This window comes from Rhodanobacter sp. Soil772 (genome assembly GCF_001428385.1).
Lineage (GTDB): Bacteria > Pseudomonadota > Gammaproteobacteria > Xanthomonadales > Rhodanobacteraceae > Rhodanobacter.
This window is the reverse complement of the sequence record NZ_LMSK01000005.1, coordinates 38,420-51,798: the sequence shown is the minus strand read 5'-3', so window position 1 is coordinate 51,798 and position 13,379 is coordinate 38,420. Positions and strand designations below refer to the sequence as shown.

Below are 13,379 nucleotides of genomic sequence, written 5' to 3'. Positions count from 1 at the left end.
TGCTTGCCTGTCAGTCGTCAGCTTCAACGGTGACAACGTGCGCCTGGATCTTGCCGTCGACCCTGCCCCGCCCGAATCGCCTGGCGATCGCTTCCGCGGCGACCTCGGTGGCTTCACCGAGCCGGGTGGCATCGCGGGTCTCGATCTCGTTCCTCAGCGGGGTGCCCTGACAGTAAGCCATGGCGGCGGCAAGGGGAGACTCTGCGCGGCTGCGCGCCGCGACGGTGTCGATCCGCGGCGCGCGGGTGAAACCGCCTTTGGCCAGATCCCGCGCGATCTGCTCGCGATCGTGATAACCGTGGGGCGTGCGGGCCATGAAGCGCGGCGGATCCGACGGAAAGACGGATGCCAGCGCGGTGGTGACGACGTCGGCGAATTCGTTTTCCCCGATCCGGTCCCACACGCTGAAAATGAACACGCCGCCTTTCCCGAGCACCCGACGCGCCTCGGCGAACGCCCTGGACTTGTCCGGGAAGAACATCGCGCCGAACTGGCACACCACGGCGTCGAACGTCGCGTCCTGGAAGGGCAGCCGCAGCGCGTCGGCCTGGCGCCATTCGACGGCGCGAGGGGTTCCCACGGCGCAGGCATGATCGAGCATCGCCTGATTCAAATCGGTGGCGACGATCGCGCAGCTTTCCGGCAGCGCCGCTGCCATGGCACGCGTTGCCACGCCGGTACCGGCGGCGATTTCCAGCAGCCGGGAAAGCGGCCTCGGTCGCAACCGGCTCGCCAGATCCGCCGCGTACGGCGCAAAGATCAGCGGCACCATGTACGTGTCGTAGAGTTCCGGGACGGAACCCACAAACACCGCGTCGGCATCACGACCACTCATGGCTCACCCCGTATTTCTTTCGTCACGCCATTGTGCGCGACCGGTTCGACTGCTGCGCTTCCCGGGTCATCGCGTAGACCCTGCGCACGTCCTGGATCATGTCGAAGGCTGGCGCCTGCTGGTTGTTCGTACCCCTCCAGGAACTGCGACCAAACCATGAAGACGTCGATGCACCAGGCCCGAAGGTGATGGTGCCGCTTCCGTTGGATCGCACATCGAAGGTGATGTCGCTGAGAGTCGCCAGCGTCAGGCTTTTGACTTGCCGATTGAACAGGCCGCCGAGAATGAGAACGCGCTGATCGGTGAGGCCGTAGTACGTGCGCGTCCGCTGGTACCAGTCCACGAGGAATCGCCCCACGAGCATGTAGACACCGACGAGCACGAAGGGGATGCCTTCCGGCCGCAAATACAGCGGTGGTTGGTCTGCCTGGAAACCGTGCCGGGACGTGCCGAACACCACCATGTACAGCCAGAATAACGTGAAGGGCACGGTGAACCAGTCGCCGGCACGCCATCGCAGACCTTGTCCTGGCATGCCACTCCACAGCAGGCGTTCGTCCCGCGCCAGTTCTGGCCGGAGCTTCTGATCGACTTCAAACGTCATCCCTGTTCCTCGATGAAATGCAGATCGCGGTTAAATGAAACTGGCCGGGTTCCACCCCCGTTAACGCGGACACTTCCAAGAAGGCCGATCATGGCCAAAAAGATGACGAGATCATTGCATGATGCCCAAATGGATGTCTTCGATGACGCCATCGATCGATGCGACACAGCGCAAACTGATTGCCGGCATCGTCATGGCGACGCTGATGGCATTGACCATCGTGATCGCCGACCTGGCAAGCGGTGGCCGCGCCGATCCGCCGACGCTGCGCGCCGCCGCCACCCTGCTCGATGGCTCCTGGCGATTCCATACCGGCGATGACCCACGCTGGGCGGACGCCAATACGGACGATACCGACTGGGAGACGATCGACATGACCGCCTTGCCGGGCAGCCACGACGGCGACGTGGGCCTGCCCGATTACGTGGCCGGGTGGATGGCGCACGGTCATCCCGGCTATCACGGCTACGCCTGGTACCGGCGCGAGGTGACCGTGCCGGCTGGGCGAGCGTCATGGGACATCCTCGGGCCAACCCTCGTCGAGAACGGCTACGAACTGTATTGGAACGGCCAACGGCTAGGCGGGTCGGGCAGGCTCGGCCCGGCCCCGCACGTCGTCGGCACGCGGCCGCTGCGGTTCGCCCTTCCCGCCGATGCGGCAGGCACCCGTGGCGTGCTCGCTGTCCGTACCTACATGCTTCCCGTTTCCGGGGCCAGCGCGGACGGCGGCGGCATGCACAGCGCGCCGATACTGGCGCCGCAGCCGATAGGCGCTGCGCTTCACCGCGTGCAATGGAAGCGAACCATCGCCGGTTACATCGTCGATGCGGTCGAGCCGATCGCCATGCTGGCGCTCATCGGCCTGGCGCTTGGCTACCGGTCCCGCAGCAGCCGCAAGGGCTTCCTGGTCTTTGCCAGCATCGCGCTTGCGCTTACGGCAGCCAGGCGCCTCAACAATGCGATCGTCGCATGGACCGACCTGCTGGATCTGGCTACCTATGCGTGGCTGGCGTCGGTGATATGGGCGCCGACGATGGCCGCCTGGCTGTTGGCCTGGAACCGCTGGTGCCTGCGTCCATGGCGGAGCATCGACGTGTCGGCTGTCGCGCTGGCGGTCGCCGGGATCATCGGCGCCGTGACCCATTCGGCCAGCGTGACAAGCGGTAGCCGGCTTGGGGCGATCGCACTGTTCGTGGTGATCGGCGCGCGCATGGTCCGCAACGGCCCGATGCAAATCCTGGCGCTTGTCACGCTGGCTTCGATCATGGCCGGGCTATTCGGCGCCGAGCTGCTCGATACGATCGGCGTGCCGGGCATCTGGTTCCCGTTCGGCATCGGCGTATCGCGGACGCAATACGTTTACGCGATCGCCATCCCGCTCCTGGCCTTGCTGATCGTGCGGACCCTGGCTTTTCAAAGAGAACCCATCGATATCGGACACGTCGATCGAGCACGCATGACCTCGTCATCGACAACCGCCGGCGTTCAATAACCCGGTGAAGGTCATTCGACGTCGTGCGGGAACCGTAGGCACCTTCTCGTAGCCTGCCGCGGTGGCGACGCCGCGATCGGCGCAAGCCCTCTCCAGAGCGCCACCGATGTCTCAGCGCGGGGCTCAGAATCCCTTGAGCACCTGCAACCACACCCGCGCCGAGCTGCGCTTGCCGAGTAATGCCGGTGCGGCGCCCATTGGCACGGCCAGTTGCACCTGCGCTTGCCATTGGCGGGTGCCAACCCAGTTGAAGCCCACGCCGGCACTGCTCAGGTGGGCGCGGTTGGGGCCGCTGGTCCACGAATCGGCGTTGATGCGCAAGCTGCCGTGGTCGGCAAACACGCTGCCTTCGCAGTGGCCGGCGCAACCCCAGTCGAGGTCGTGGCGCAACTCCAGCGTGCCCAGCCAGCCGCTGGCGCCGGCCACGCTGGCGACGTCGTAACCGCGCACGCTGTTCGGGCCGCCGAGCAGGAACTGCTCGGACGAATCGAGATTGCGGTTGCTGTGCTGGCCGCTGACGCTGGCGTACAGACGGGTGCTGGAACCGAGCGACTGCAGTCGCGCGAGGCTGGCGTTCCAGTGGGTGTAGCTGCCCTGGGTGCGCGCGGTGGCGGCATCCGCGGCGGCCGCCGCGGCCGCGCCGCGATCGAACCCGAGCTGGCCGTGGCCGAGGCTGAGGCTGGCGTTGGTGAGACCGCCGCCGGCCAGATCGTCGCTGTGCTGACCGTAGGCCTCGGCGGCCCAATGGTTGCTGTGGCGATCGTTGCGCAGCGCGGTGGTGTCGATGCGGTCGCGCAGTTGCTTGCGGTCGAATTGCAAACGGACGTCCAGACGGCTGCCGCGCGTGCGCACCAGCGGTTGCGTCAGCCATGCGCTGGCCACCCGCGCCGCGCCGTGCGCGTCCAGCGCGTCGAGCGGTCCGCCCAATGCATAGGTCAGCGCCGAATACGCCGCGCCCAGCCGGGTGCCCTGCCCGTTCAACGTGTATTGATAGCCCAGCCGCCCATAGCGCATGCCGTGACCGGCGGTGAGTGCGCTGAGGTTGAGCTGGTCGCCGTGATGCAGCGGATTGTTGATATCGAGATTGGCGCCCACGCGCAAACGGCCGGTGTAGCGGCTGCCGGCATCGTCCACGAGCAGGTTGCCCTGCAGCGCCGGGGCCACATCGGCCATCACGCCCAGGGTCGAAGTGCCGGCGTCGGTACCGGGGCTGAGCGTGGCGTGAGGCGACACGCCAGGCAGTTCGCCGAGCAGCAGCAGGCTGCGATCCAGCGCCGATTGGGTCACCGGTTGACCCGCCTGCAGCGGCGCCAGCGTGGCGCGCAACAGACCGTCGCCGACGCGGCTGCGGTTATCCAGTTGCACCTGGTCGTAACGCGCCTCGACCACGGTGATGTGCACCGTGCCGTTGCTCAGCGTCTGCGCTGGCACCAGCGCGCGCGCCAGCGGATAACCGTGTGCGCGGTAGTAATCGGTGATGCGCTGCGCCAACGCGTTGAGCCCGGTCAGGGTCAAGCTGCGCCCCTCGCCGTCGGCAACCAGCGCATGCAGCGTGGCAGTGTCGAACGCGCCATTGCCGTCGATCTGCAGGCGCGCCACCGCGAACGGCGTGCTGTCGGCGGTCGTGGACGAAGCCGGCGATTCGATCACCAGACCCGGTTCGGCCTGCGGCTTCTCCGATGGCGCCGGCTGCACCTGCTGCAGGATCTGGCCGCTGTTGGGGATCGTCTGTGCCGGCGTGGCCAGCGGCAGGGCGAGCAAGGCCAACGCCAGCGGCGAGAGGCGGAGGCAAGAGGACACGGACATGCAGCGATCCCTATGATGGGTGGATGGCAGGTAGCGGGAAAGCTTCACGGCAGACGCACCCCGCCACCGACAACGCGTACATCCGGCGCATGGAGCGTGGGCGCATCGCGGTCCTGCGCCATGTCATCCCGTTGCAGCCCGGCCACGATGGCGGTCACGGCGGCGGGTGCGCTGCCATTGGCCACGCGCAGCACCGAGGCATTGCCAGCTGCCTGCGCAAAAAGGTAGTTGAGCGCAGACAGACCGCTGCCGTCGATGGCGTACGTCCCGGCCGGACTGCCCGAAGTGGCCGACGTGTTCCATCCCAGCGTGCCGGCGGTGGCTTCGGCCAGCGTGTCGCCACCCACCAGGCCGGTCACGGTACCGTCCAGATCGCCCGGAATCTGTCCGGTCCAGAAGGAAGCGGTGTTCGCGCGGTAGGTCAAGGTGGCGGGGGCGATATCGGCGGTCGTGCCCGCAACGGCGTTGTAGCTGTAGTTGCCGGCGTCGCTGCCGCTGGCGACGATGCCTGACACGCTCACCGACTTGCCGGCACCCACGTTCTTGTCGACGAAATGACCGGTGCCGGTGAAGTTCACCGTGTCACCGGACAGCACGCCGGTGCTCGCCAACGTGACCGCATCGACCGTGGTGCCGTCGTAGACCTTGTTGCTTCCGGTCGCATCGACGGTGATGCCGAGCTGGCTGATGTTGGCTGTGGTATTGGCGCTGGTACTGAAGCTGTAGTTGCCGGCGTCGGTGCCGCTGGCGGCAATGCCATTGACGGTGATGGTCTTGCCGGTGCCGGCATTCTTGTCGTCGAAGGCCGCCGCGGTGTTGCCGAAGGTGACTACATCACCCGCCACCAGGCCGGTCGTGCCCAGCGCCGAAATCGTTGCGGCCGTGCTGCCGTCGTAGACCTTGTCCACGCCGGTCGCATCGATCGTGATCGGCTTGGCGGTGATGTCGGCGGTGGTATGGGCGGAGGTGTTGAAGCTGTAGTTGTTCGCGTCGGCGCCCGTGGCGACGATGCTGCTGACACCGACCGCCTTGGCGATACCGACGTTCTTGTCGCCGAAGGCACCGATGCCGCTGAAGAGCACCGTGTCACCGACGAGGAGGCCGGTGCTGGCCAGGTTCACCGCATCGGCCGTGGTGCCGTCGTAGACGCGGTTGGTGCCGGTGGCATCGACGGTGATGCCCAGCGCAGTGATGATGCTGCCGGTGTTGTCGACGTAGGTGACGGCATAGTTGCCGCCGCTGTTGCCGTCGCTCACGGTGACGCCGTTGACGGTCACATGCTTGCCGGTGCCGACCTGCTTGTCGGTGAAGGCGAAGCTGCCACCGCTGAGGGTGTCGTTGCCGAACAACGTGCCGCCGCTCACCACCGCTGTACCGATCGCGCTCAGGCCGCCATCGTAGGTTTTGCTGACGTCACGGGTGCTGACCGTCAGCGCGGCCTGATCCACCGTGAGGCGGCCATCTTCGTAATCGATGGCGTAGTTGCCCGAAGTCAGGCCCTCCGGGGTCAGGAGGTAGCTGCCCGCGTTGGTGGCGCCCTGCGAGTCGCCGACGTAGCCCAGCGTGCCACCGAGTACGGCGGCGGTCTCGCCGTTGACGAAGCCGCTGTAGCTGACGCCGTGGCCGCCTGTGTAAGCGAGGCCGTCGTAGGTCTTGCTGGCGTCGGTGGCGGTGACGACCAACGCTGCCAGGTTCACCAGCAGCGCGCCGCTGTCATAGGTGATGGCGTAGTTGCCCGAGGTCAGGCCCTCCGGGGTCAGGAGGTAGCTGCCCGCGTCGATCGCGCCCTGCGAATCGCCGGCATAGCCCAGCGTGCCACCGAGTACCGAGGTGGTCTCGCCGTTGACGAAGCCGCTGTAGGTGACGCCGTGGCCGCCTGTGTAAACGAGGCCGTCGTAGGTCTTGCTGTCGTCATTGGCGGTGACCGTCAGCGCGGCCTGACCCACCGTGAGGTTGCCACCCCTGTAAGTGATGGCGTAGTTGCCGGCGGTGAGGCCGTCGGGCGTGATCGTGTAGCCGCCCGCGTTGATGGCGCCCTGCGAGTCGCCGGTATAGGCCAGCGTGCCGCCGAGTACCAAGGCGGTCTCGCCGTTGACGAAGCCGCTGTAGATGACGCCGTGGCCGCCCATGTAAGCGAGACCGTTGTAGGTCTTGCTGTCGTCATTGGCGGTGACGACCAACGCTGCCAGGTTCACCAGCAGCGTGCCGCTGTCATAGGTGATGGCGTAGTTGCCCGAGGTCAGGCCCTCCGGGGTCAGCAGGTAGCTGCCCGCGTCGATCGCGCCCTGCGAGTCGCCGGCATAGCCCAGCGTGCCGCCGAGCACCGAGGCGGTCTCGCCGTTGACGAAGCCGCTGTAGGTGACGCCGTGGCCGCCCGCGTAGGCGAGGCCGTCGTAGGTCTTGCTGTCGTCATTGGCGGTGACCGTCAGCGCGGCCTGACCCACCGTGAGGTTGCCACCCTTGTAAGTGATGGCGTAGTTGCTCGCGCTGAAGCTACCGCCGGTGGCTGCGTTCGACGTGATGGTGTACGGGCCGCCGGTGACACTGGCGGTTGCCGCGGCACCGGCGCTGGTGAGCGCGACATCGCCGATGGTTTCGCCGTTCTGCAGGCCGCTGGCCGTGAACTCGTTGCCCGCAAACGTGAGGGTGTCGCCGTAGGTCTTGCTGGCGTCGTTGGCCGTGATTGTCAGGATGGCCGGGTTCACCGTCAGTGCGGCGGCGTTGCCTGCCGCTTGCGCGAACGTGTAGTTGCCGTAGTTCGCGSTCAGGCCGTTGCCGTCGATGGCGTAGTTGCCTACGTCGCTGGTGGCCGTGGCACCGGTGGTGAAACTGGCGGTGCCGGTCGTGGCACTGGTCAGGATCTGGCCGTTGACGAAGCCGGTCACCGTGCCGGTCAATCCGCTCGGCGTGCTGCCGTAGATGCTGCTGGCCGATGTCGCCGTATAGGTCAGCATCGCGGGGTTGACTTTCAGTGCGGTGGCATTGCCCGCCGCTTGCGCGAACGTGTAGTTGCCGTAGTCCGCGGTCAGGCCACTGCCATTGATGGCGTAGTTGCCGACATTACTGGTGGCCGTGGCACCGGTGGTGAAACTGGTGGCACCGGTCGTGGCGCTGGCCAGGGTCTGGCCGTTGACGAAGCCGGTCACCGTGCCGGTCAACCCGCTCGGCGTGCTGCCGTAAGTGGTGGTAGCGGTATCGGCCAGATAGGTCAGCGTGGCCGGGTTCACCGTCAGTGCGGCGGCGTTGCCCCGTAGTTCGCGGTCAGGCCGTTGCCGTCGATGGCATAGCTGCCGACATTGCTGGTGGCCGTGGCACCGGTGGTGAAACTGGCCGTACCGGTCGTGGCACTGGCCAGGGTCTGGCTGTTGACGAAGCCGGTCATCGTGCCGGTCAACCCGCTCGGCGTGCTGCCGTAAGTGGTGGTGGTGGCGGTATYGGCCAGATAGGTCAGCGTGGCCGGGTTCACCGTCAGTGCGGCGGCGTTGCCTGCCGCYTGCGCGAACGTGTAGTTGCCGTAGTTCGCGGTCAGGCCGCTACCGCCGATGACGTAGCTGCCGACGTTGCTGGTGGCCGTGGCGCCGGTGGTGAAACTGGCCGTGCCGGTCGTGGCGCTGGTCAGGGTCTCTCCATTGACGAAGCCGGTTACCGTGCCGGTCAACCCGCTCGGCGTGCTGCCGTAAGTGGTGGTGGCGGTATTGGCCAGATAGGTCAGCGTGGCCGGGTTCACCGTCAGTGCGGCGGCCCGTAGTTCGCGGTCAGGCCGTTGCCGTCGATGGCATAGCTGCCGACATTGCTGGTGGCCGTGGCACCGGTGGTGAAACTGGCCGTACCGGTCGTGGCGCTGGTCAGGGTCTCTCCGTTGACGAAGCCGGTTACCGTACCGGTCAATCCGCTCGGTGTGCTGCCGTAGATGCTGCTGGTCGATGTCGCCAGATAGGTCAGGATGGCCGGGCTCACCGTCAGTGCGGCGGCGTTGCCTGCCGCTTGCGCGAACGTGTAGTTGCCGTAGTTCGCGGTCAGGCCGCTACCGTTGATGGCGTAGCTGCCGGCGTTGCTGGTGGCCGTGGCAACGGTGGTGAAACTGGCGGTGCCGGTCGTGGCGCCGGCCAGGGTCTCCCCGTTGACGAAGCCGGTCACCGTGCCGGTTAACCCGCTCGGCGTGTTGCCGTAGATGCTGCTGGCCGATGTCGCCGTATAGGTCAGCGTCGCGGGATTGATCGTCAGTGCGGCGGCGTTGCCTGCCGCCTGCGCGAACGTGTAGTTGCCGTAGTTCGCGGTCAGGCCGCTGCCGTCGATGGCGTAGCTGCCGACGTTGCTGGTGGCCGTGGCACCGGTGGTGAAACTGGCGGTGCCGGTCGTGGCGCTGGCCAGGGTCTGGCCGTTGACGAAGCCGGTCACCGTGCCGGTCAAGCCGCTCGGTGTGTTGCCGTAGATGCTGCTGGCCGATGTCGCCGTATAGGTCAGTGTCGCGGGGTTTATCGTCAGTGCGGTGGCGTTGCCTGCCGCCTGCGCGAACACGTAGTTGCCGTTGTCCGCGGTCAGGCCGTTGCCGACGATGGCGTAGTTGCCGACGTTGCTGGTGGCCGTGGCACCGGTGGTGAAACTGGCGGTGCCGGTCGTAGCGCTGGCCAGGGTCTCTCCGTTGACAAAACCGGTTACCTTGCCGGTCAACCCTGTCGGTGTGCTGCCGTAGGTGGTAGTTGCGGTATCGGCCAGATAGGTCAGTGTGGCCGGGGCGATGGTCAGTTTGCCGGGCGTGAAGTCGATGTCGTAACCCATCTGGCCGGAATACAGGTCGCCAGCCAGCGCGTAGCTGCCGGCATTGGTCGCCGGGGTGCTGGTTCTGGCGTTGGCATCGCCCAGAATCAGGCTCGCATCCACGCTGCTCGACGGCAGCCAGTAGCCCGGCGTCAGCGTGCCGAAGATCAAACTGCTGCTGCCGACAAAGGCGGTGCCGTTGTAGAACATGCCGACATTCATGGCGGTGACCGCCAGGCCAGTCATGAAGGTACGCAACAACGGCGCGGTGTCACCCGCGTAGATCCGCCAGGCCGCGGAGCTGCCGCCGACCGCACTGATATCCGTGCCCCAGGCCGCAAAACTGGCCGGGTCCATCATCTGCGCGGTGGTCAGGCCGGTGCCGCCGCCATCACTGGTGGATTGGCCTGTGGTTTCCGTGTCCCAGTAGCTGCCGATGATGGTGCCGCCGCCGTAGAGACCGACCAGACCACCGACATAGTTGCTGCCTCTGACCGCCCCGGTGGCATAGGTGTTTGTGATCGTGCTGCCCGCGTCGTTGTGGCCAACCAGGCCGCCGACGTAGTCACCGCCACCGAGATAGAAGGTGCCGGTGACCGCCCCGGTGGCATAGGCGTTCGTGATCGCGCCAAGGTTGTCTCCGACCAGGCCGCCGACATGGTCGTTGCCGCCGACCGTGCCGGTGGCATAGACGCCCGTGAGCTTGCCGCCTGCGTCGTTGTACCCCACCAGGCCGCCGACGTAGTCGCCGTCGACGGAGGCGACGCCGCTGACTACTCCGGTGGCATAGGTACCCGTGATCGTGCCGCCGTTGTCTCCGGCCAGGCCACCGACGTATTTCCGGCCGGTAACCGACCCGCCGAGCAGACCCAGGTTGCGGATCGCGCTGCCGGTGCCGGCAACGCCGAACAGGCCGACGTAATCGGTATTTGGCCGGTCGATGGTCAGGCCGTTGATGGTGTAGCCGAGGCCATCGAAGATGCCGGTGAACGACGCGCCTGAGTTGCCGATCGGCGCAAAGCCGGTTATGCCCCAGCGGGGTATGCCGTTGGCATCCATCTCCATGCCCACCCAGTGGATTGAGGCGCTGGCGTCAATGTCGTTGCCCAGCACGTAACGACCGGCGAGGCCGGTGCCGACGGCCTGCAGTTGGTTCAGATCCAGGATGACGGTGTAGAGATTGGGCCGGCTGGCGCTCGTCACGGTGCCGGGAAGGTCGTTCTTGTTGAACACCTGATTGCCGGGCATGCCCAGCAGGTACGGCGTGGTCTGGTTGTCGCTGTTGGCCCAAACACCGGCATCAAAACCCGTGGGCAGCGCCGCGATCAACGCCGTCGTGGTCAGTGAAGTGCCGCCGGCGCTGGCGACCTGGCCGGTGGTTTCCGTGTCCCAGTAGCTGTTGCTGGTCGCGCGGTTGCTGTAACCGATCAGACCACCGACGCTGGCTGCGCCGCTGACCGCGCCGGTGGCGTAGGTCTGGATGATCACGCCGCTGTTGTTGTACCCGACCAGACCGCCGACATAGTCGGCGCCGCTGACTGCACCAGTGGCATAGGCGAAGATGATCGTGCCGCGATTGTCCCCGACCAGACCGCCGACTAGATCGCCGGAGCTGGTGACCGTACCCGTGGCATAGGACTGGCCTATCGAGCCGGCATTGCTGGTCCCAACCAGGCCGCCGATGGCAACACTGTCGCCTCTGACCGTACCGGTGGCATAAGCCTGACTGATGCTGCTGCTGTCGATCTTCCCGACCAGACCGCCGACGCCGCTCCAGCCTCCGACCGCGCCAGTGGCATGAGCCTGACTGATCGTTCCGCCACCCAAGCTCTGCCCGACCAGACCACCGACGTAGTACCGACCGTTGACTACGCCTGTGGCGTAGGTGTGGCTGATCGTACCGCCATAGTTCCCTCCGACCAGGCCGCCGGCGTAGTCGTTGCCCGTGACCGACCCGCCGAGCAGGCCAAGGTTGCGGATTGCGCTGCCGGTGTCGGTGAGACCGAACAGGCCCACAAGATCCTCGACGACCCGCTTGATGGTCAGACCGCTGATGGTGTGGCCCAGGCCATCGAAGACGCCGGTGAACCGTGTGCTTGATCTGCCGATCGGCGTGAAGCCGAGGCCGCCATTCCAACTGGCCGTGGCGCTGGCGTCGATATTGGTGCCAAGCGCGTAATGGCCGCCGAGGCCCCCGTTGATGCCTTGCAGGTCCGTACCGGTCGCGCTGCCGGCCGCGCCCAGCGCGGTGATGATGGTATACGGCTGATTGCTGATCTTCAGCGTGTTGCTATTGCCGATGAAATCCACCCGGCCGCCCTGTTCCGCCAGGACGTTGACGGTGCCGCGGGCCACCATCGCATCGGTGCCGTTGGCGGTGGCCGGGTTCAGCGCGAGGCCGGCGCTGCCGGCGGCCGTCATCACGGCACTGATGTCGATATCGTGGGCGGCGGTGAGCGTGAGGGTGTTGGCGCTCCAGGTCAGCGCATCGTTGACGTGGATGTCGCCGCTGCCGCTGGTGTTGGCGCCTTGGCTGGATTCGATGGTGACGTTGCCGCTGCCCAGTTGGTTGTTCAGTGTGGCACCGGTCATGTCGCCACCGCTGGCGACGATGGTGAAGTCGGTGGGGTCGATCAGCCAGGTGCCGTTGTTGCCCGCGGCGGTCAGGGTGGTGATCTTCGTGCCGTCGGCCACCTGCACGCGCGCCGCCGAGGTTTCGATGAAGCCGCCGTCGCCGCCGTTCGGCGCGCTGGCGTCCAGCGTGCCGTCCACCTGCGTGGTGCCCGCTTCCATGCCGCCGAGCAGCACGATTTTCCCGGCGCGGTTTTCGACCGTTTGCGCCTGGATCGTGCCGGTGTTGTTGACCACGCTGGCCAGCAGCGCATTCTTCGCGCCGGCGCTCATCAGCACCTGGCCACCGTCGGCGACGATCAGCTGCTTGTTCTCGGCCAGGGCGTTCAGCGTGCTGGCGTCGACCTGCACGTCGAGCAGATGGTTGCCGTCGAAACTCAAGGTGACCGCGCTGCCGCCGGCCAGCGCCACGCTGCCGGCCGGCGCGTGGATCGCGCCCTGGTTGGACACGGCGTGGCCGAGCAGGGCCACGTAGCCGCCGGGCGCAGCGGTGATCGTGCCGCGATTGGTCACGCTGCCATCGCCCGCGCCGGCAAAGTGCAACGTGCCGCGACCCAGTTCGCTGTCGCTGACGTCGAGCGTGCTGGCGACCAGGCCGCCCACGTTGACCTGCGCGCCTTGTCCAAACAGCACGCCGTTGGGATTGATCAGGAACACCTGGCCGTTCGCGTTCAAGTGGCCGAGGATCACGCTGCCGTTGGGGTCGGCGATGCGGTTGACGGCGATGGCTTGTGCGTTGGGCTGCACGAAGTTGACCGTGCTGTCCGCGCCGATGTTGAAGCTCAACCAGTTCAGCGACAGGTTCTGGCTGTTCTGCTGGATGGTGGTGAGATGATCGCCGTAATCGATACGGCCGCTGCCGGCGGTGACCTGACCACCGGTGGGACGGGTCGAGGATGCCGCCGGCGCGATGACCGTCAGCGCGAGCGCCGGACGCACGGCGACGATTGCCGCAGCCGGACGGACGGCATCGATCGCCGTGATGCCGGCTGGCGCGGCAGCGAGGGCCAGCATGGGCAGGCTCAGGGGTAGCGCGGCCCACCAGACCGAGCGTGCGCGGCGCGGCGTCGAGGTACGTCCGGCCTTGCCGCGACCGCGGGCGAGTTCGGAAACGACCAGCCAGGTGCGACGGACCTGGCTCCAGACCAGCCGGTAGATGTGATTCACGCGATTCCCCTGTGGTGCAACGCAGATATCTCCGGTGCAAGCTCTTCTTGGGCAGGCTCGGATGACCGGGTTGGTTAGTGGCGAAT

7 protein-coding genes are annotated in these 13,379 nt (G+C 66.6%); 1 reads left to right on the top strand and 6 read right to left on the bottom strand.

Annotated elements, in window-relative coordinates:
• Positions 1–10: 10 nt before the first annotated feature.
• Both ASG75_RS15245 and ASG75_RS15240 read right to left on the bottom strand, forming a co-directional pair.
• The gene (locus tag ASG75_RS15245; protein ID WP_056391508.1) at positions 11–835 is read right to left on the bottom strand and encodes a methyltransferase domain-containing protein; all 825 of its coding nucleotides are present in this window, start codon (positions 833–835) and stop codon (positions 11–13) included.
• A gap of 22 nt (positions 836–857) precedes the next feature.
• Positions 858–1,439, bottom strand: coding sequence for a hypothetical protein (locus ASG75_RS15240; protein WP_056391505.1), 582 nt, complete (start codon positions 1,437–1,439; stop codon positions 858–860).
• Between the two features lie 142 nt (positions 1,440–1,581).
• Here ASG75_RS15240 and ASG75_RS15235 point away from each other — a divergent pair, with 142 nt between their 5' ends.
• Positions 1,582–2,931, top strand: coding sequence for a glycoside hydrolase family 2 (locus tag ASG75_RS15235; protein ID WP_235580252.1), 1,350 nt, complete (start codon positions 1,582–1,584; stop codon positions 2,929–2,931).
• Between the two features lie 123 nt (positions 2,932–3,054).
• Here ASG75_RS15235 and ASG75_RS15230 read toward each other — a convergent pair whose 3' ends face one another.
• Genes ASG75_RS15230 through ASG75_RS15215 form a run of 4 tightly spaced genes read right to left on the bottom strand, consistent with a single transcriptional unit; the run spans position 3,055 to position 13,293 of the window.
• Positions 3,055–4,737 (bottom strand): ShlB/FhaC/HecB family hemolysin secretion/activation protein, encoded by a 1,683-nt coding sequence (locus ASG75_RS15230; RefSeq protein WP_056391501.1) that lies wholly within the window; start codon positions 4,735–4,737, stop codon positions 3,055–3,057.
• Positions 4,738–4,781: 44 nt separating this feature from the next.
• Positions 4,782–7,964: an MBG domain-containing protein gene (locus ASG75_RS15225; RefSeq protein WP_056391498.1), complete on the bottom strand. Its 3,183-nt coding sequence runs from the start codon at positions 7,962–7,964 to the stop codon at positions 4,782–4,784.
• Between the two features lie 2 nt (positions 7,965–7,966).
• Complete coding sequence (locus ASG75_RS15220; RefSeq protein ID WP_056391495.1) at positions 7,967–8,464, bottom strand: MBG domain-containing protein; 498 nt, start codon at positions 8,462–8,464, stop codon at positions 7,967–7,969.
• A 2-nt stretch (positions 8,465–8,466) separates the two neighbouring features.
• Positions 8,467–13,293: an MBG domain-containing protein gene (locus ASG75_RS15215; RefSeq protein WP_056391493.1), complete on the bottom strand. Its 4,827-nt coding sequence runs from the start codon at positions 13,291–13,293 to the stop codon at positions 8,467–8,469.
• Positions 13,294–13,379 lie beyond the last annotated feature (86 nt).

What these genes read in the sequence shown, in the direction of transcription:
- ASG75_RS15245 (WP_056391508.1), bottom strand. Translation starts at nt 835, where the DNA reads ATGAGTGGTCGTGATGCCGACGCGGTGTTTGTGGGTTCCGTCCCGGAA.
- ASG75_RS15240 (WP_056391505.1), bottom strand. Translation starts at nt 1,439, where the DNA reads ATGACGTTTGAAGTCGATCAGAAGCTCCGGCCAGAACTGGCGCGGGAC.
- ASG75_RS15235 (WP_235580252.1), top strand. Translation starts at nt 1,582, where the DNA reads ATGACGCCATCGATCGATGCGACACAGCGCAAACTGATTGCCGGCATC.
- ASG75_RS15230 (WP_056391501.1), bottom strand. Translation starts at nt 4,737, where the DNA reads ATGTCCGTGTCCTCTTGCCTCCGCCTCTCGCCGCTGGCGTTGGCCTTG.